General features: G+C 64.2%; 19 protein-coding genes. 1 reads left to right on the forward strand and 18 read right to left on the reverse strand.

Annotated features, from left to right (window positions below):
* Positions 1-338: 338 nt before the first annotated feature.
* The 10 genes from lpdA to mdh form a co-directional block, all read right to left on the reverse strand.
* Positions 339-1,745 (reverse strand): dihydrolipoyl dehydrogenase, encoded by a 1,407-nt coding sequence (gene lpdA, locus LB554_RS22855; RefSeq protein ID WP_224587069.1) that lies wholly within the window; start codon positions 1,743-1,745, stop codon positions 339-341.
* Between the two features lie 24 nt (positions 1,746-1,769).
* Positions 1,770-2,525, reverse strand: a complete 756-nt coding sequence (locus LB554_RS22860) for an SDR family oxidoreductase (protein WP_140791683.1) — start codon at positions 2,523-2,525, stop codon at positions 1,770-1,772.
* Positions 2,522-3,028 carry a hypothetical protein gene (locus LB554_RS22865; RefSeq protein WP_411962645.1) on the reverse strand — a complete coding sequence of 169 codons (507 nt, stop codon included), beginning with the start codon at positions 3,026-3,028 and terminating at the stop codon, positions 2,522-2,524. Before LB554_RS22865 ends, LB554_RS22860 begins: the two co-directional genes overlap by 4 nt.
* A 39-nt stretch (positions 3,029-3,067) precedes the next feature.
* The gene (gene odhB / locus LB554_RS22870; protein ID WP_140618315.1) at positions 3,068-4,345 is read right to left on the reverse strand and encodes a 2-oxoglutarate dehydrogenase complex dihydrolipoyllysine-residue succinyltransferase; all 1,278 of its coding nucleotides are present in this window, start codon (positions 4,343-4,345) and stop codon (positions 3,068-3,070) included.
* A 32-nt stretch (positions 4,346-4,377) separates the two neighbouring features.
* Complete coding sequence (locus LB554_RS22875) at positions 4,378-7,362, reverse strand: 2-oxoglutarate dehydrogenase E1 component (protein WP_140618313.1); 2,985 nt, start codon at positions 7,360-7,362, stop codon at positions 4,378-4,380.
* A gap of 144 nt (positions 7,363-7,506) precedes the next feature.
* Positions 7,507-8,409, reverse strand: coding sequence for a succinate--CoA ligase subunit alpha (sucD, locus tag LB554_RS22880; protein ID WP_023784122.1), 903 nt, complete (start codon positions 8,407-8,409; stop codon positions 7,507-7,509).
* An 11-nt stretch (positions 8,410-8,420) separates the two neighbouring features.
* The gene (locus tag LB554_RS22885; RefSeq protein ID WP_224587070.1) at positions 8,421-8,918 is read right to left on the reverse strand and encodes a DUF1579 family protein; all 498 of its coding nucleotides are present in this window, start codon (positions 8,916-8,918) and stop codon (positions 8,421-8,423) included.
* A gap of 3 nt (positions 8,919-8,921) precedes the next feature.
* The gene (locus LB554_RS22890; protein WP_015315011.1) at positions 8,922-9,293 is read right to left on the reverse strand and encodes a cupin domain-containing protein; all 372 of its coding nucleotides are present in this window, start codon (positions 9,291-9,293) and stop codon (positions 8,922-8,924) included.
* 4 nt (positions 9,294-9,297) lie between these two features.
* Complete coding sequence (gene sucC, locus LB554_RS22895; protein WP_224587072.1) at positions 9,298-10,491, reverse strand: ADP-forming succinate--CoA ligase subunit beta; 1,194 nt, start codon at positions 10,489-10,491, stop codon at positions 9,298-9,300.
* Positions 10,492-10,536: 45 nt separating this feature from the next.
* Positions 10,537-11,505, reverse strand: a complete 969-nt coding sequence (gene mdh / locus LB554_RS22900) for a malate dehydrogenase (protein WP_015315009.1) — start codon at positions 11,503-11,505, stop codon at positions 10,537-10,539.
* A 213-nt stretch (positions 11,506-11,718) separates the two neighbouring features.
* Here mdh and LB554_RS22905 point away from each other — a divergent pair, with 213 nt between their 5' ends.
* Positions 11,719-12,147 (forward strand): GNAT family N-acetyltransferase, encoded by a 429-nt coding sequence (locus tag LB554_RS22905; RefSeq protein ID WP_224587074.1) that lies wholly within the window; start codon positions 11,719-11,721, stop codon positions 12,145-12,147.
* A 72-nt stretch (positions 12,148-12,219) separates the two neighbouring features.
* Here LB554_RS22905 and LB554_RS22910 read toward each other — a convergent pair whose 3' ends face one another.
* The 8 genes from LB554_RS22910 to LB554_RS22945 all read right to left on the reverse strand — a co-directional run bounded on the left by LB554_RS22910 (position 12,220) and on the right by LB554_RS22945 (position 19,302).
* Positions 12,220-12,759, reverse strand: a complete 540-nt coding sequence (locus tag LB554_RS22910; protein ID WP_224587075.1) for an NADPH-dependent FMN reductase — start codon at positions 12,757-12,759, stop codon at positions 12,220-12,222.
* Positions 12,760-12,795: 36 nt separating this feature from the next.
* A complete protein-coding gene (locus LB554_RS22915) occupies positions 12,796-13,416 on the reverse strand; it encodes a pyridoxamine 5'-phosphate oxidase family protein (protein WP_140660442.1) in 621 nt (206 codons plus the stop codon).
* A 19-nt stretch (positions 13,417-13,435) separates the two neighbouring features.
* Positions 13,436-14,110, reverse strand: a complete 675-nt coding sequence (locus LB554_RS22920) for a septation protein A (protein ID WP_224587077.1) — start codon at positions 14,108-14,110, stop codon at positions 13,436-13,438.
* A 57-nt stretch (positions 14,111-14,167) separates the two neighbouring features.
* Complete coding sequence (gene ftsY / locus LB554_RS22925; protein WP_411962646.1) at positions 14,168-15,613, reverse strand: signal recognition particle-docking protein FtsY; 1,446 nt, start codon at positions 15,611-15,613, stop codon at positions 14,168-14,170.
* A 456-nt stretch (positions 15,614-16,069) separates the two neighbouring features.
* Positions 16,070-17,395, reverse strand: coding sequence for a tRNA (N(6)-L-threonylcarbamoyladenosine(37)-C(2))-methylthiotransferase MtaB (gene mtaB / locus LB554_RS22930; protein WP_224587081.1), 1,326 nt, complete (start codon positions 17,393-17,395; stop codon positions 16,070-16,072).
* Complete coding sequence (gene dapF / locus LB554_RS22935) at positions 17,395-18,279, reverse strand: diaminopimelate epimerase (protein ID WP_140618301.1); 885 nt, start codon at positions 18,277-18,279, stop codon at positions 17,395-17,397. Before dapF ends, mtaB begins: the two co-directional genes overlap by 1 nt.
* 93 nt (positions 18,280-18,372) lie before the next feature.
* Positions 18,373-18,534, reverse strand: a complete 162-nt coding sequence (locus LB554_RS22940) for a DUF1328 family protein (RefSeq protein ID WP_015315001.1) — start codon at positions 18,532-18,534, stop codon at positions 18,373-18,375.
* A gap of 213 nt (positions 18,535-18,747) precedes the next feature.
* Complete coding sequence (locus LB554_RS22945) at positions 18,748-19,302, reverse strand: hypothetical protein (protein ID WP_224587083.1); 555 nt, start codon at positions 19,300-19,302, stop codon at positions 18,748-18,750.
* Positions 19,303-19,337: the final 35 nt, after the last annotated feature.

Here is a 19,337-nt window from a genome sequence, read left to right on the forward strand (position 1 = left end):
CCCCGGCACCAGCGCCCGCCCCGGCACCAGCGCCGGCCCAGTAAGGGGCTCGATATCAAAGACCAACGGCCTGCTGAAAGGCGGGCCGTTTTGTTTTGGGTGATGACCGTTGGGGGGGCCTTGGCGCCAAGCCACTCCGCCCGTTCGTCATCCTCGGGCTTGACCCGAGGATCCATGCCGCGACCTCGGCCGAGGAATGCAGCGGAGCAGAATTCCGCATCGCAGGAGCGCTCTGAAGTCACGGCAGGGGTCCCTTGGGCTGCGGAGCAGCTCCAGGGATCTACGCCGCGTCGCTTCGCTCCTTGCTCCGCCATAGGACGACGAAGCGTTGGGCACCCTTAGATGTGGATCGGCTTGAAGAAGGTGGCCAGCGCCGCTTCCTTCACCGCTTCCGACATCGTCGGATGGGCGTGGCAGGTGCGGGCCAGATCTTCCGACGAGCCGCCGAACTCCATCAGTACCGCCGCCTCATGGATCATCTCGCCGGCGCCGAAGCCGACGATATGGACGCCGAGCACGCGGTCGCTCTGCTTGTCGGCCAGGATCTTCACGAAACCGTCGGTATGCAGCATGGCGCGCGCGCGGCCGTTGGCCGTGAAGGGGAATTTGCCGACCTTGTAGTCGATGCCGGCCTTCTTCAGCTCTTCCTCGGTCCTGCCGACCGAGGCGATCTCCGGACTGGTGTAGACGACGCTCGGAATGACGTCATAGTTCACATGGCCGGCCTGGCCGGCGATGGTCTCGGCCACCGCCACGCCCTCGTCCTCGGCCTTGTGCGCCAGCATCGGACCGGCGATGACGTCGCCGATGGCGTAGATCCCGGGCACATTGGTCCTGAGATGCCCGTCGGCCTTGACCCGGCCGCGCTCGTCGACCTCGACGCCGGCTTCCTTCAGCCCGAGGCTGTCCGAAAAGGCGCGGCGTCCCGTCGAGATCAGCACGGCATCGGCCTCAATGGTTTCGGCAGCACCCCCCTTGACCGGCTCGAAGGTAACGGTCGCGCCCTTCTTGGCCGTGGCGACGCCGGTCACCTTGGCGCCGAGCTTGAATTCGAAGCCCTGCTTGGAGAGCAGCCGCTGGAACTGTTTCGACACCTCGCCGTCCATGCCGCCCAGAATGGTGTCGAGGAACTCGACCACAGTGACCTTAGCGCCAAGCCGTGCCCAGACCGAGCCAAGTTCGAGACCGATGACACCGCCGCCCACCACCACCAAATGGCCAGGCACCTTCTCCAGCGACAGCGCGCCGGTCGAGGACACGATGATTTTTTCGTCGAAATCGACCTTGACGCCGGGAATGCCGGCGACGTCGGACCCGGTGGCGATGACGATGTTCTTGGTCTCGATCTCGTCGACCTTGCCATCCTCGCCGGTCACCGAGACCTTGCCTGCGGCAACCACCTTGCCGGTGCCGCGGAAGGCATCGATCTTGTTCTTCTTGAACAGGAAGGCGACGCCATTGACGTTGGACGACACCGTCGCGTCCTTGTGCGCCATCATTTTCTTCAGGTTCAGCCTGGGTGCCGGAATTTCGACGCCGAGCGTGTCGAAGGAATGGCCGGCCTCGGCGAACATTTCCGAGGCATAAAGCAGCGCCTTGGACGGGATGCAGCCGATGTTGAGGCAGGTGCCGCCGAAGGTCGCGTTCTTCTCGACCACCGCCACCTTCAGCCCAAGCTGTGCTGCCTTGATGGCGCAGACATAGCCGCCCGGTCCCGAGCCGATGATAACCACGTCATAAGCCATGTTTGTTTCCCTTTTGCTTGGGGCTCAGCGGCCGCCGCTGACATTCAGGATCGCGCCCGTCGTATAGGACGCGGCATCGGATAAAAGATAGAGGACCGCACCGGCGACTTCATCCGCGGTGCCCGCCCTTTTCATCGGCAGAAGATCGCGGAACCGTTCTATCCGGTCCGGCTGGCCGCCGGAGGCGTGGATGTCGGTGTCGATGATGCCCGGCCGCACCGCATTGACGCGAATGCCTTCCAGAGCCACCTCGCGGGCGAGGCCGATGGTGAAGGTGTCGATGGCGCCCTTGGATGCGGCATAGTCGACATATTCGCCCGGCGAGCCCAGCGTCGCCGCCGCCGACGAGATGTTGACGATCGCACCGCCCGACCCGCCATGCCGCGTCGACATGCGCTTCACCGCCTCGCGGGCGCACAGGAACGAGCCGACGACGTTGATGCGCATCATGCGTTCCAGCCGCGCGACATCCATTTCGTCGACACGCGCCTTGACGTCGACGATGCCGGCATTGTTGACGAAGGCGTCGAGGCGGCCAAAGGCACGGTCGACGGCGCCGAACATGGCCACGATATCGGTTTCCTTGCCGACATCGCCCCTGACGGCAACGGCTTCGCCGCCGCCGTCCTTGATTTCGGCGACCAGCGCATCGGCGGCGGCCTTGTTGGAGGCGTAATTGACCGCGACGCGATAGCCCCCCTCCGACCCCAGCCGGCAGATGGCGGCGCCGATGCCGCGGCTGCCGCCGGTGACCAGCAGCACTTTTTGCGTCGCGCTCATTCCTGGCATCCCTTCATCGCGAACACATCGGACGGCACTTTCGAAAATCCGCCACCGCCATACGCCCGGGATTGCCTAAGCACCGGCCCGAGATCGGGCAGGATCAGCGTCTTCGGCGCCTCCACTCCCTCGGCCGGCAAAAGCCCGATGCTGCCCTTGTCGTCCGACGTGTAGATGACGCCGTTCCACAGCGTACAGGTGGCGAGCTCGGCGCCGGTGATGTCGCCCTCAGGGCATTTGTACATCAAGGAACCGTTCGACCGTGCGACGCCTTCGTTCCACATGACGATGCCGTTCAGCACCACATCGTTGTCGAGGATCAGCCGGAACGTATTGGTGACAACAGCCGATGTGCCGGTCGGGGTAAAATCGATCTCGCTGCCGCTCTGGCTATCCCCATAGACGGCGAGTTCGATCGGGCAGGCGGCCTGGGCGGCTGCGGTGGCCATCACGACACCGATCATCAGCACAACCGGTTTGGTGGCTCCGAGCAAACGCGCCATCATTGGCCGCTCTTTGCCGCAAGCCGCCATCCGACCGCCTCACAGATCGAGCACCAGCCGTTCCGGATCCTCCAGGCTTTCCTTGACCCGCACCAGGAAGGTCACAGCTTCCTTGCCGTCGACGATGCGGTGGTCGTAGCTGAGCGCCAGGTACATCATCGGCCGGATCACGATCTGGCCGCCGACCACGACCGGCCGGTCCTGGATCTTGTGCATGCCGAGAATGCCCGACTGCGGCGCATTGAGGATCGGCGTCGACATCAGCGACCCGTAGACGCCACCATTGGAGATGGTGAAGGTGCCGCCCTGCATGTCGGCGACCGACAGCTTGCCGTCGCGCGCGGCGATGCCCAGCCGGCCGATGTCCTTCTCGATCTCGGCGATCGACATCTGGTCGGCATCGCGCACGACCGGGACCACGAGGCCCTTTTCGGTGCCGACCGCGACACCAATATGGGCATAGTTCTTGAAGATGATGTCGGTGCCGTCGATCTCGGCATTGACCGAGGGGATTTCCTTCAGCGCGTGGGTGACGGCCTTGGTGAAGAAGCCCATGAAGCCGAGCTTCACGCCGTGCTTCTTCTCGAAAACGTCCTTGTACTTGGTCCTGAGCGCCATCACCGCCGACATGTCGACTTCGTTGAAGGTGGTCAGCATGGCGGCGGTCGACTGCGCCTCCTTCAGGCGGCGCGCGATGGTCTGGCGCAGCTTGGTCATGCGCACGCGCTCCTCGCGCGATGCATCCTCGCCAGACGACGGCGCCCGAACCGCGATCGGTGCCGGCGCTGCCTTTGGCGTCTCAGCCGGCTGCGACGGCGCACCTTTGGAGATGGCATCCAGCACGTCGCCCTTCAGCACTTGGCCGCGCTTGCCCGAGCCGGAGAGCTGGTCGACCGACAGATTGTTCTCGGCGATCAATTTTGCCGCCGCCGGCGCCGGCGGCATGGTGCGCGGCTCGACCGGTCCGGCATCGCCGGCAACCTTGGCGGTCTCGGCCGCGGCCTGCTTGGTGGTGGATGCCGCGTCGGGGCTGGACGCCTGCGCGACCGCTTGCGGCTTGGTCGCGGGAGCAGCCGCGCCACCGGCCGAAATCGACCCGAGCAGGGCGCCGACGCCGACCGTCTCGCCTTCCCCAACCGTGATTTCACCGAGCGTCCCGGCGGCGGCGGCGGGCACCTCTATCGTCACCTTGTCGGTCTCGAGCTCGACCAGCGGTTCGTCGGCGGCAATGGCATCGCCGACCTTCTTGAACCATTTGCCGACGGTCGCTTCGGTGACGGATTCGCCGAGTGTGGGAACGCGGATTTCGGTAGCCATTGTGCCTGTCCGTTCTTTCGGTTCTGTTCTGCTTATTCGCCGAGCGCGTCTTCGAGCAAGGCGGCGAGCTGGGCGAGATGCTTCGACATCAGCCCGGTCGCCGGCGACGCGGCCGCCGGACGGCCGGTGTAGCGCACCCGCTGATGCTTGGCGTCGATATGCGCCAGCACCCATTCCAGATACGGATCGATGAACGACCAGGCACCCATGTTCTTGGGCTCCTCCTGGCACCACACCATCTCGGCGTTGCGGAAGCGTGACAGCTCGGTGATAAGCGCCTTGGCCGGGAACGGATAGAGCTGTTCGACGCGCAGCAAGTAGATGTCGTTGATGCCGCGCTTCTCGCGCTCTTCATAGAGGTCGTAATAGACCTTGCCCGAGCACAGCACGACGCGGCGGATCTTGGAATCCTTGGTCAGCTTGATCGCCTGGTTGGGCAACAGCTGGGCATCATCCCACAGCAGCCGGTGGAACGAGCTTTCGCCCGAGATTTCCGGCAGCGTCGACACCGCCCGCTTGTGGCGCAGCAGCGACTTCGGCGTCATCAGGATCAGCGGCTTGCGGAAGTCGCGCTTCAGCTGCCGGCGCAAGATGTGGAAGTAGTTGGCCGGCGTCGTGCAGTTGGCGACTTGCATATTGTCTTCGGCGCAAAGCTGCAGGAAGCGCTCCAGCCGGGCGGAAGAATGTTCCGGGCCCTGGCCTTCATAGCCATGTGGCAGCAGGCAGACGAGGCCCGACATTCTGAGCCACTTGCGTTCGCCCGACGAGATGAACTGGTCGAACACCACCTGGGCGCCGTTGGCGAAGTCGCCGAACTGCGCCTCCCACAGCGTCAGCGCCTTCGGCTCGGCCAGGCTGTAGCCATATTCGAAGCCCAGCACCGCTTCTTCCGACAGCATCGAGTTGATGACTTCGTAACCGGCCTGCGCCGCCGACAGATTGTTGAGCGGGATGTAGCGGGTCTCGTCGCGCTGGTCGTAAAGCACGGAATGGCGCTGCGAGAAGGTGCCGCGCTCGGAATCCTGTCCGGACAGCCGGATCGGATTGCCGTCGAGCAGGATCGCGCCGAAGGCCAGCGCCTCGGCCGTCGACCAGTCGATGCCTTCGCCGGACTCGATCGCCTGACGCCGGTTTTCGAGGAAGCGGATGATCGTCTTGTGCGCTTCGAAGCCCTTCGGCACCTCGGTCAGCTTCTTGCCGATTTCCTTCAGCGTCTTGACCGGTACCGCGGTCTTGCCGCGCCTTGTCTCGTCCTGGTTGTCGGCCGTGCGCAGGCCTGACCAGGCGCCGTCGAGCCAGTCGGCCTTGTTGGGCTTGTAGTGCTGGCCGACTTCCCATTCGGCTTCCAGATGCGCGCGCCAGTCGGCCTTCATCTGATCGAGCTCGGCCTGGGTGATGTGCCCTTCGGCGATCAGGCGATCGCCATAGATCTGCACCGTCGTCTTGTGGGCGCGGATGTTGCTGTACATGAGCGGCTGCGTGAAGGCCGGTTCGTCGCCCTCATTGTGGCCGAAGCGGCGGTAGCAGAACATGTCCACGACCACCGGCTTATGGAACTTCATGCGGAATTCGATCGCCACCTTGGTGGCGTGCACCACAGCCTCCGGATCGTCGCCATTGACGTGAAAGATCGGTGCCTCGATCATCTTGGCGACATCGGACGGATAGGGCGATGAGCGCGAGAAGCGCGGATTGGTGGTGAAGCCGATCTGGTTGTTGATGATGAAGTGCAGCGTGCCGGCGACGCGGTGGCCACGCAGGCCCGACAGGCCGAGGATCTCGGCGATCACGCCCTGGCCGGCGAAGGCGGCGTCGCCATGCAGCAAGAGGGGCAGCACCTTGGCCCGCTCTTCCAGCGGAACGATCTCTTCGCGGCCGCGGCCGAACAGGGAATCCTGCTTGGCGCGCGCCTTGCCCATCACCACGGGATCGACGATCTCCAGATGCGAAGGGTTCGCCGTCAGCGAAAGGTGAACCTTGTTGCCGTCGAACTCGCGGTCCGACGAGGCACCGAGATGGTACTTCACGTCGCCCGAGCCCTCGACCTCGTCGGGGGCCGCCGAGCCGCCCTTGAATTCGTGGAAGATGGCGCGGTGCGGCTTGGCCATCACCTGGGAAAGCACATTGAGGCGGCCGCGATGGGCCATGCCGAGCACGATCTCCTTCATGCCGAGCTGGCCGCCGCGCTTGACGATCTGCTCCAGCGCCGGGATCAGCGATTCACCGCCGTCGAGACCGAAGCGCTTGGTGCCCTTGTACTTGACGTCGATGAACTGCTCGAAGCCTTCCGCCTCGACCAGCTTCTGCAGGATCGCCTTCTTGCCGGTGGCGGTGAACGAGATCTCCTTGTCGGCGCCCTCGATGCGCGCCTGGATCCAGGCCTTTTCCTCGGGATCGGAAATATGCATGAACTCGACGCCGAGCGTCGAACAATAGGTGCGGGTGAGGATCTCCAGCATCTGCCGGATGCTGCCGAATTCGAGCCCCAGCACATTGTCGAGGAAGATCGGCCGGTCGTAGTCGGCTTCGGTGAAGCCGTAATTTTCCGGCGACAGTTCGTTGTAATCCTCGAGCGTGTTGATGCCGAGCGGATCGAGATTGGCGTGCAGATGGCCGCGCATGCGGAAGGCGCGGATCATCATGATGGCGCGCACGGAATCACGTGTCGCCTGGTGCACATCGGCGTCGGACAGCACGACACCGTTGGTGACGGCCTTGTCCTTGACCTTCTTTTCCAGGTGCTTTTCGACGATGCCCCAATTGCCGTCCAGCGCCGACACCAGCTCGCCATTGGCCTGCAGCGGCCAGGATGGTTTCGCCCACGAAGCGCCCTTGGCGTTCCTGCGCACATCGCCGGCATCGTCCTTCAGTCCGGCGAAGAACTCCTGCCACTCGGGATTGACCGAGGCGGGATCGTCCTCATACGCCGCGTAGAGAGCGTCGATGTAATCGGCATTGCCGCCATAGAGGAAAGAGGTGAGCGAAAATTGGTCGTTGGCCTGATCTTGTCTTGCCATGTCGTTTCAGCGGAGCCTGGCTCCGTCTCCTTTCGAGGGAACGGTGAGTAGCCGGTAGTGAGTGGAAAATGGAATTTTCCACTCAGTTGCTACTCACCCGTTCTTCCCTTCTTCACTACTGACTACCTGCTACTCACTACTGGCTTAACCCTTGATCGCCTCGACCAGCGTCGTGCCCAGCCGCGCCGGCGACGGCGAAACTTTTATCCCGGCCGATTCCATCGCCGCGATCTTGTCTTCCGCCCCGCCCTTGCCGCCGGAGATGACCGCGCCCGCATGGCCCATGGTGCGTCCGGCCGGCGCCGTGCGCCCGGCGATGAAGCCGGCCATCGGCTTCTTGCGACCACGCTTGGCTTCGTCCTTGAGAAACTGCGCGGCGTCTTCCTCGGCCGAACCGCCGATCTCGCCGATCATGATGATCGACTTGGTCTCATCATCGGCCAGGAACATCTCGAGCATGTCGATGAACTCGGTGCCCTTGACGGGGTCGCCGCCGATGCCGACGGCGGTGGTCTGGCCGAGGCCGACATTGGTGGTCTGGAACACAGCCTCATAGGTAAGTGTTCCCGAGCGCGAAACAACGCCGACCGAGCCCTTGCGGAAGATGTTCCCGGGCATGATGCCGATCTTGCATTCGTCGGGGGTAAGCACGCCCGGGCAGTTCGGTCCGATCAGCCGCGAGGCCGAGCGATCGAGCCGCGCCTTGACCTTGATCATGTCCATCACCGGAATGCCTTCCGTGATGCAGACGATCAGCGGGATCTCCGCCTCGATCGCCTCGATGATGGCTTCCGCGGCGCCCGCCGGCGGCACGTAGATGACGGAGGCGTTGGCGCCTGTTTTTTCCTTGCCTTCGGCGACAGTGGCGAAGATCGGCAGGCTCTCGCCTTTCGAGCCCGTCCAGGTCTCGCCGCCCTTCTTGGGATGGATGCCGCCGACCATCTTTGTCCCGTGATAGGCCAGCGCCTGCTCGGTGTGGAACGTACCGGTCTTGCCGGTCAGGCCCTGCACCAGCACCTTGGTATTCTTGTCGACGAGAATGGACATGGTCGCCCTTTTTAAAAACCGTTGATCGAGGAAGGCGAGACGCGCCGGTAGACGCCGCTCACCATGTCTTGCCAGCCATCGCTGCCGGCGGGTTTGAAATGCAATCGCATGCGGTAGGTGTCGGCGTCGTCGAAAACATACGTCACCCTCGCAAGGCCGCGCGGCGACGACCGCTCCAGCACCAGCTCGCTGCCGTTCCATGTGCCCGTGGCGGGCGAGGACGGAACAAAGCCCATCGAATCGAACTGGTGCATGGTGACGACGCTGTTCTGCTGGTCGAAGCCGAATACGCTGTGCGAACCGAACGAAATCGTGCCGTCGCGGCGCTGGCGATAACGCTGCACCACGAACTGGCCGCCGAACTCCGCTTCCGCCAGCACTTCGCTCGTCGCCATGCCGCCATCGGCCCACTGCGTGTCCGCCACCTCTTCCTCGCCGCGCCACGCGCCGACCAACGCCTGCAGGCGTTGGTGATCGGCCGAGAGCGAAGAGAAGGACGAGGCGTTCATCGGTCAGAGCCGCTTCAGATCGGCGACCGTCAGATCGCTCTTGGCATTGCCGGTGTTGAGTGTCGTCGCCGGTTCGAACATCAGCACCACCGGCTCTGATGTCAGCGAACGCGGCCGATGCTCGACGCCGCGCGGTACGACGATGAAGTCGCCCTCGCCGAGCTCGATCGGCCCGTCGCGGAAATCGATGGCGATCCTGCCGCGCAGCACGAGGAAGGCTTCGTCTTCATTGTCATGCGCATGCCAGTCGAAGACCTCGCCGAACTTGGCGACCTTGGCCTGGCTGTCGTTGACGTCGCCGGCGATATGCGGATCGAAGACCTCAGTGATGGTCCGATCCGCTGCCTCGACCAGGTTTATCTTGCGTGGGGGCACCGGATCAGCCCTTCACCGCCGCCACGATCTTCTTGGCCGCGTCGTCGAGATCGTCGGCCGAGACGACGTTCAGGCCGCTGTCGTTGATGATCTTCTTGCCAAGCTCGGCATTGGTGCCTTCCAGGCGCACGACCAGCGGCACCTTGAGCCCGACTTCCTTGACCGCGGCAATCACACCCTCGGCGATGATGTCGCACTTCATGATGCCGCCGAAGATATTGATCAGGATGCCCTTGACCGCCGGATCCCTGGTGATGATCTTGAACGCGGCCGTCACCTTCTCCTTGGAAGCGCCGCCGCCGACATCGAGGAAGTTGGCGGGTTCGGCGCCGTAGAGCTTGATGATGTCCATCGTCGCCATGGCAAGGCCGGCGCCGTTGACCATGCAGCCGATATTGCCGTCGAGCGCGACATAGGCGAGGTCGTATTTGGACGCCTCGATCTCCTTCTCGTCCTCTTCTGACGTGTCGCGCAGTTCCAGCACATCGGGGTGGCGAAACAGCGCGTTGTTGTCGAACGACACCTTCGCGTCGAGCACGCGCAGATGCCCGTCCTTCATGACGATCAGCGGGTTGACCTCGAGCAGGCTCATATCCTTCTCGACGAAGGCCTCGTAGAGGATCGGGAACAGCGTGCCGCCATCCCTGGCCGCGTCGCCGTCGAGCTTAAGCGCGTCGTTGAGCGCCTTGACGTCCTCAGCCGTAACGCCCTTTTCCGGATCGATGGCGACGGTGATGATCTTTTCCGGCGTGTCGTGCGCGACGCCCTCGATGTCCATGCCGCCCTCGGTCGAGACGACAAAGGCGATGCGGCCGACCGAGCGGTCGACCAGGATGGAGAGATAGAGCTCGCGCTCGATGTCGGCGCCTTCCTCGATATAGAGGCGGTTGACCTGCTTGCCGGCCGGGCCGGTCTGCTTGGTCACCAGCGTATGGCCGAGCATCTCGTTGGCGTTGGCGACCACCTCGGCGACGGACTTCGCCAGCCGCACGCCGCCCTTGGCGTCGGCGCCGAGTTCCTTGAATTTGCCTTTGCCGCGGCCGCCGGCATGGATCTGGCTCTTCACCACATAGAGTGGGCCGGGCAGCGCCTGTGCAGCGGCTTCCGCCTCGCTTGCCTTGAAAACCGGCACGCCTTCGGCCACCGGCGCGCCAAAGCTCTTCAGCAGCGCCTTGCCTTGATATTCATGGATGTTCATCGGGAACTATCTCCAGGTCGTTTGCCGGGGTGACGTTTGGGCGGGTTATTTCGAGGCGAGCTGCGGCGCGATCTTGACGCAGGCCTCGGTCAGGCCCTGCACGGTCGCCACCGATGCCTCGAACATCTTCTGCTCGGCCTTGTTAAGGTCGATCTCGATGACGCGCTCGACACCGCCTGCGCCGATCACCACCGGCACGCCGACATAGGTACCCTTGACGCCATACTGACCGGAGAGGTGTGCCGCGCAAGGCAGCACGCGCTTCTTGTCCTTGAGGTAGGATTCAGCCATCTGGATCGCCGAGGCCGCCGGCGCGTAATAGGCCGAGCCGGTCTTCAGGAGGCCGACGATCTCGGCGCCGCCGTCACGGGTGCGCTGCACGATCTGGTCGAGCTTTTCCTTCGAGGTCCAGCCCATCTTGATCAGGTCGGGAAGCGGAATGCCCGACACCGTGGAATAGCGGATCATCGGCACCATGGAATCGCCGTGGCCGCCGAGCACGAAGGCGGTGACGTCCTCGACCGAAACCTTGAATTCCTCGGCCAGGAAGTAGCGGAAGCGCGCGCTGTCGAGCACGCCGGCCATGCCGACGACATGGGTCTTGGGCAAGCCCGAAAACTTCTGCAGCGCCCACACCATGGCGTCGAGCGGATTGGTAATGCAGATGACGAAGGCCTTCGGCGCGTACTTCTTCAGTCCTGCGCCGACCTGCTCCATGACCTTCAGGTTGATGCCCAGCAGGTCGTCGCGGCTCATGCCCGGCTTGCGCGGCACGCCGGCGGTGACGATGCAGACATCGGCGCCCTCGATGCCGGCATAGTCGTTGACGCCGGTCAGCCGGGAATCGAAACCATCGACCGGCGACGACTGCGCGATATCGAGCCCCTTGCCTTGCGGGATACCCTCGGCGATATCGAACAGGACCACGTCGCCGAGATCCTTGAGGCCGATCATGTGGGCGAGCGTGCCGCCGATCATGCCAGAGCCGATAAGCGCTATCTTGTTGCGTGCCATGTGAGGATGATTTCCCTTTGTCTGTGACGCGCCAACACGGCGTCGAGGAAGAGGCCGGACTGCTGCGGGGAACCGCGAATTTCCCGCACCCAATAACTCTGGTGCGGAATAAATTCAAACGATTATTTCGACCCCTGCATTTTCAATCGGTTAGTGTCTTCGGGATTTACGTAAACGTCAAAGTTTGCAAGCCGACTTGGGAGAATTTACACAATGGCGATTGAGATCAGAAGGCTTTATCCCGGAGATGACGCCCTTGTGATGCGGATTGCCGACGACGTGTTCGACGAGCCGGTGCGGCCCGATCGCCTGGCAAGCTATCTCGCGCAATCGGGCCATTTCATGATCGTGGCCCTGGCTGAGGACGTTGTCGTCGGCCAATGCGCGGCGGTCATGCACCGCCATCCGGACAAGGCGACCGAACTCTATGTCGACGAGGTCGGCGTCTCGCCAGCCTTCCAGCGCCAAGGCATCGCGCGCGGAATGCTCGACGCCATGTTCGCGCTCGGCCGCGAGCATGGCTGCGAAGAGGCCTGGGTCGGCACCGATCCGGACAATCTGCCCGCCCGCGCACTTTATGAGGGGCGCAAGGAGGCGCATGGCGAGGCGGAGACCTTTGTGATGTACGTCTATCGGCTGTAGCGATTGGCCGACGCCTCCGGTCCTTCCAGGACGACGACACGATGGCGACCGCTCAATTTGGCGCGAGTCCGCTCAAATTTGGCGCGAGCGGATGAAGGCCGCGAAGGCTGACAGGCCATCGCGAATTGCCCGCACGTTTGCCGGCTCTCGCAGGATCCTTTCAACCTCCGCCGGCTTCTTGCCGAGGAGCGAAACCTCGAGCATGGCTTCTTCGCAAAGCGCGAACGACATGGTGCGCATGATCTCCGCCAGCGCCGTGCGGGCGTAGAGCGAGCGTGGCGAGGCGTGCGCCAGCATCGCCGGCTTGCCGACGGCGGCGTCACGCGAGACCAGCCAGTCGAGCGCGTTCTTAAGGCCGCCAGGCACGCCATGGGCATATTCGGGACAGGAGACGACGACACCGTCCGCGCCGGTGACGGCCTCGATCAGATCGGAGGCCTCGCGCGGCGTCCGCTCGCCCTCGTCGTCGGGATTGAAGATCGGCAGCCGGCCAAGCCCGTCATAGACGGTGACACGACAGCCCGCTGGCGTGTTCAGCGCCAGTGCCGCGACCAGGGCCGAATTGGTGGAGGCCGCCCGCAGGCTGCCGGATATCGCAATGAGGTTGAGCAAGGCGGACCAGTCCAGACGAATCGGGGGCCGACAACCCTACCACATCGTCTGTTTGTACTCGCCGTCGAGCCAGCGGTCGGTCGCCTCGGCCGAATCGGCCAGTGCCAACTGGTCGCGCAGGATCTGGCCGAGCGTCGGCAGCGTGGCGCGATCATGCCAGCTGTCGGGCTTCCACAAATCGGAGCGCATGAAAGCCTTGGCGCAATGCATGTAAGCGGCCTTGACTACGATCACGATAACGCTTTGCGGCTCCTTGCCGTCGACCGCAAGGCGCTCGCGCAAGGTGGCATCGACGGTGATGCGGGCATCGCCATTGACGCGCAGCGTCTCGTTCATGCCTGGTATGAGGAAGAGCAGCCCGACCGAGGGATTGCGGATGATGTTTTCCAGCGTATCCAGCCGGTTGTTGCCGGGCCGGTCGGGAATGGCGATGGTGTTCTCGTCGAGAATGGCGGCGAAGCCGGGCTTGTCGCCTTTCGGGGTGACGTCGGCATTGCCTTCGCCATCGGACGAGCCGATCAGCACGAATGGGCTCTTGCCGATGAAGGAGCGGCAATGGGCGTCCAGCGCCTTCAATTCCTTGCGGATCGAGCCATCGGTCGGGCGCGGCGTCTTGTAGATCGTCCGCAGCTCCTCCTGGGTGGTGACGAATTCCATGGCTCTCCCCTTTACAGCCCTATTTGCCGACTTTCTCTTCGCCGCCGGCCTTGTCGTCCAGCGAGTGGCGCAGGATCAGCGGCATCTGGCTGAAGGTGAAAAGAAGCGTGATCGGCATGATGCCCCAGACCTTGAACGTAACCCAGGCGTCGGTGGAAAAATTCCGCCAGACGACTTCGTTGACGAGAGCCAGGAACAGGAAGAACAGGCCCCAGCGGAAGGTGAGCTTGCGCCAGCCTTCGGCATCGAGCTTGAATGCGGACTCGAAGACATAGCCGAGCAGCGAGCGGCCGAAATACAGGCCGCCAAGCAGCACGCCGCCGAACAGCGTGTTGACGATGGTCGGCTTCATCTTGATGAAGATATCGTCCTGCAGATAAAGCGTCAGCGCGCCGAAGATGAAAACGACGACCCCCGACACCATCGGCATGATCGGCAAGGTGCGGGTGAGCAGCCATGAGGCGATCAGCGCGATGGCGGTCGCGGCCATGAACAGGCCTGTGGCGACGAAGATCGGGCCGCCGAATTCAGCCAGCACGGGCAATTTCTGCGTCAGCCACTCGCCGCGCGCATTGGCGAAGAAGAAGACGAGCAGCGGCCCGAGCTCCAGCGCCAGCTTGAGCACGGGATTGATGCCTTCCTTCTTGTCTTTCTGCGGGTCGGACGGATCGCGTTCGAGAATGGGTGGGTTCATGGTTTCCTTCTAACGCACGATCCAGTCCGAAAGCCTCACTTCCGGCATCGTGCCTGTTCAAGCCACTCCAGCGATCGCCCTGGCGAATTCGCTTGCGGAAAACGGTTCGAGGTCGTCGACCTGTTCGCCGACGCCGATGAAATAGACCGGCAATTTATGCTTTGCCGCGATCGCCACCAGAATACCGCCCCGCGCCGTGCCGTCCAGCTTGGTCATGACCAGGCCGTTGACGCCGGCGATATTGCGGAAGATCTCGACCTGGTTGAGCGCGTTCTGGCCGGTCGTGGCGTCGACCGTCTGCAGCACGGTGTGCGGCGCTTCGGGATCGAGCTTGCCCAGAACGCGGACGATCTTTTCCAACTCCGCCATCAGTTCGGTCTTGTTCTGCAGCCGGCCGGCGGTGTCGATGATCAGCACGTCGGAGCCGGCTTCTTTTGCCCGTTCGAAGGCATCGTAGGCGAGACCGGCGGCGTCGGCGCCGAGCTTCGAGGCAATGACGGGCGATTTCGTGCGCTCGCCCCAGATCTTCAGCTGCTCGATCGCGGCGGCGCGGAACGTGTCGCCGGCGGCCAGCATCACCGACAGGCCGCCATCGGTCAGCTTGGCGGCGAGCTTGCCGATGGTCGTGGTCTTGCCGGTGCCGTTGACGCCGACCACCAGAATGACATGCGGCTTGTGCGAGAGGTCAAGCTCGAGTGGTTTCGCGACCGGGGCGAGCACCTTCTCCACCTCGGCTGCCATGACGGCGCGCACTTCGGTATCGGAAACATCCTTGCCGTAGCGGCTGGCGGCCAGTGAATCGGTGACGCGCAGCGCCGTTTCGACGCCCAGATCGGCGCGGATCAGCACGTCCTCCAGGTCCTGCAGCGTCTCCTCGTCCAGCTTGCGCTTGGTGAAGACGCCGGCGATGTTGCCGGTCAGTTCGCGCGAGGACCGGGCTAGCCCGTCCCGCATGCGCTGGAACCAGGATTGCCTCGGCGCCGGTTCCGGCGCCTTCTGTGGCTCGGCCTTCTGCTCGACCTTCCTGGCGACCGTCACCTTGCCGGGAACGGGTCTTGGCTCCGGGGTGGGCCGCGGGACCGATTGAGTCTCGGGCGCGACCTCGGCAACGACCGGCTGCGTCTCGACCGGTGCAGGCTGGCGAATGGGAGGGGCGATTTCAGCTGGTGGCGCTTCGAGCCCCGCTTCGACGGCAGGTCCGCGCTTTCCTTCATGCTCTCCCCGCAAACCGGGCAAGGACGGTGCTGACGCCCCTTCCTTCGCCCCGTCCCTATACCGGGAGGTGCCGGCAGGCGGATGAGGGGCAGCGCCGGCCCTTGAAGGCTGCTCGACGGCGGCCGCCGACGGAGGCACTTCAGCCGGCGACGCCGATGGCACCTCGACCGGTGCGGGTATCTCGGCCGGCACTTCGACTGGCGGCGTCGGCACTTCGACGGGCGCGGGTTCCGGTCGCCTCTCCGGAGGCGAGGGAACGATCTCCGGCTCCGATGGCGCCGGCGGGATCTCCTGCGGCTGGGGTTCGGGCGTGGGCTCGGGAGCAACCGGCGGCGGCGGGACCTCTTCGGGCGCAGGCGGTTCAGGCGTCTCGGGCGCGGGTGCCGGTTTCTCTTCCGGCGCAGGCTCCGGCTGCCGCTCCGGTTCTGACGGAACAGTTGGCTCCGGCGCGGGCGGAATGGTCGGCGCAGGCTCGGGTGTGGGTTCCTCGGGTGTGGGTTCCTCGGGCTGCGGTCCGGGCGCGGCCTCGACCGGAGCAGGCACGGTCGCCGGCGCGGCTTCCGCCACAGGCTCCTCGCGCTTCAAAAACTCCGGCAAGGCCTGCTCGGCCGCCGGCTTCAGCGCGTCGAGCTGGTCCCATTTGATCGGCGGCAGCGGGGCGGTCTCGTCGATGCGCTCCTCGACCACCTCCTTCTTGCCGAACGAAAATATCTTCTTGAAAAAACCAGCCATGCTTTTGTGTTCTCAGGCGGCGCGGGCGGCAAGGGGGGTGGCTATCAGCCTGATCCCGTCGTGGCCGGTTATATCAGCCTCAACTATCTCTCCCGGCGCGCCGGTGCCGAGTGCGGCAAGCGTGAACCCTTCGGTGCGGCCAAGGCCGTCGCGCTCGATCAGGACCGACTGACGGCTGCCGGCGAGCGAGGACAGATGGCGCTGGTAGGCCGCTTCGCCGGCGGCGCGCAGCCGGGCGGCGCGCTGCTTGACCAACTCGCGGCGGACCTGCGGCATGCGCGCGGCGGGTGTGCCCTCGCGCGGCGAAAACGGGAAGACGTGGAGATGGGTCAGGCCGCACTCCTCGACGATCTCCAGCGAATTCTCGAACATGGCTTCTGTCTCGGTCGGGAAACCCGCGATAATGTCGGCGCCGAAGACAATGCCGGGCCGCAGCTTGCGCACATCCTCGCAAAAGCGGATCGACTGATCGCGCAGATGGCGGCGCTTCATGCGCTTCAGGATCATGTCGTCGCCCGACTGCAGCGACAGATGCAGATGCGGCATCAGCCTGGGTTCCGTGGCGAGCGCATCGAGCAAGTCGTCGTCGGCCTCGATCGAATCGATGGAGGACAGCCTGAGCCGCTTTACGTCGGACACCTGCCTGAGAATGGTCTTCACCAGCTTGCCGAGCTTCGGCGCGCCTGGCAGGTCGACTCCGAAAGACGTCATGTCGACGCCCGTCAACACGATCTCGGCATAGCCGTTGCCCGCCAGCCGCTTGACCTGCTCGACCACGGCGCCCATCGGCACCGAGCGCGAATTGCCGCGGCCATAGGGGATGATGCAGAAGGTGCAGCGATGGTCGCAGCCATTCTGCACCTGCACGAACGCACGGGCCCGGCCCTCGATGGCGTCGACCATGTGGCCGGCGGTCTCGCGCACCGAAAAGATGTCGTTGACGCGCGCCTTCTCGGTGTCGTTGACGCCGAAATCCGGTAACGCGCGATAGGAATTGGCCTTCAGCTTCTCTTCATTGCCAAGCACGAGATCGACTTCGTCCATGGCGGCGAATTTTTCGGGCTCGGTCTGCGCGGCGCAGCCGGTGACGATGATGCGCGCGGCCGGGTTGTCGCGGCGCGCCTTGCGGATTGCCTGCCTGGCCTGGCGCACCGCTTCGCCGGTGACGGCGCAGGTGTTGAAGATGACGGCGCCGCCATCCAGCGCGCCGAGGCCGGCATTTTCGGCCTCGCGCCGCATCACTTCGGACTCATAGGTGTTGAGACGGCAGCCGAAAGTCACCACGTCGATGCGGCCGGCCTCCTTCGCCACGTCGACGTCCTTGGCAAGGGCGGACATCACGCCGCGCTTTCGGTGTCGCGGGCCCATTGTCCGGTCGACGGATCGAAGCTGCCGGAAAATTCCCACTCGGCCGCGCCGGTCAGGATGACGTGGTCGTCCTCGCGCCACTCGACATGCAGCGTACCGCCGCCGGGGGTCAAAAGGTTGACGCTGCGGCCCGTGCGCCTGGTGCGCGCGGCGGCAACGACAGCCGCGCACGAGGCGGAGCCGCAGGCCTTCGTCAGGCCGGCGCCACGCTCCCAGGTGCGGATGATCATCGAGTCGGGCGAGGTCACCTGCGCGATGGTTATGTTGGCGCGCTCGGGAAAGATCGGATGGTTTTCGAGCAGCGGGCCGAAACGATCGAGTTCATAAGTCCAGACATCGGCGTCGACCCAGAAGATGGCGTGCGGGTTGCCCATCGAGACCGCCGAAGGCGAATGCAGCACCGGCGCGTCGATCGGGCCGACCTGCAATTCGATCATGCGGGTGTCGCGGAACTCCTCGGCCAGCGGGATGTCGCGCCAGCCGAAGCGCGGCGTGCCCATGTCGACCGAGATCGAGCCGTCCGCGTGTTCGCGGGCGTTCAAGATCCCGGCCACGGTTTCGAAGGTGAAGGTCTTCTCGCCGGTCTCGGCGGCCAGCGCCTGGACGACACAGCGCATGCCGTTGCCGCAGGCCTGCGCGCCCGACCCGTCGGAATTCAGGATGTCGACGAAATAAGCGGTGCCCGGCGTCCTGGCGTCGTGGATCGCCATGATCTGGTCGAACCGCGTCGAGGCATCGGCGTTGAGCGCGATGGCAGCCGCGGCCGTCACCCGATCCGCACGGCCACGCATGTCGGCAACGATGATCTCGTTGCCGATGCCGTTCATCTTGGCGAAAGGGGCCGTGCCTGCCATTGCTCCGAAATTTCCATGTCCGTTCGGCGCTATATGGCGGAAACGGGCAGGAATTACCAGTGCGCAGCCGCTTTCACGGCGAAGGTGCGGGACTTACGTTACCGCAAAGACCCCAAGCAAGATCAACAGGAAGATGATGAGCACGATGCCGATGAGAATGCGCGCGCCAGTGGCGGCCGCGCCCGCCAGCGCCGGCATGCCGAGCAGGCTCGCCGCGGCGGCGATGATCAGGAGAATGATGATCCATTTGAGCATGGGAACGCCTCGCAAGCCGGACACATTGAAACCGGTTGAAAAACGCGGCTGTCGTGCTTGGGTTCCCGAGGCCGGGAGATAGCGTCGGCGATGTCGAGGCAGCCGAGGTCGTAGAAAGTGCAGTTCTGATTGATGAAGACATTGCGCCCGACGCGGATTTCGTCCCCGCCGGTGCCGTCTCCATCGGACATCGGTGGTTTTCCCGGCATCGCCTCAGCCGGCGATCTCGATATCCGTGCTGAAGGGGGCCGTCTTGCTCGAATTCTCGTCATGCATGACGAAGTTGCACCGGTATTTGCCGGCCGGCAGGCCGTCGAGGGAGAGGTCGAGTTTGAAGAACAGTTCGCGATTGTGCGAGCGAGAGGCGATCTGAACACGGCCGACCTTCTCCATTGTGCCGAGCGTTTCGCCGGCTGCGGACACGATGGTGATGTCGACAGAGAGCGCGATCATGCTGTTGCCGAGGCCGTCCTTGCCGTAGCCATAGCCGACCGGCTCCATGTACAGCACGATTTTCTCGCCGGGCTTGTAGATGTGGTTGGCGCGCTCGCTGTAGATACCGAAGCCGGAGGCCGTGTCGACTTGCTTGACGTTCAGGACGCCAAGCGGCATCGCTTGCCAGAGCGCTTCCTGGGCGCTGCTGAATTTCTCCAGCGCACCGGCGCCATCACCCGACTGGAGCAGCTTCTCGGCCTCGGCCGCCCGATCGCTGATCTCGCCCGCGAAAGCCGCCGGCACAGAGACCGCCAGCGCCAAAAGACCTGCCATGATTGACTTCATCTGATTCCCCCTATCCTGTCCGC

Origin of the sequence: Mesorhizobium sp. CO1-1-11 (genome assembly GCF_020164995.1) — a bacterium.
Classification (GTDB): Bacteria; Pseudomonadota; Alphaproteobacteria; order Rhizobiales; family Rhizobiaceae; genus Mesorhizobium; species Mesorhizobium australicum.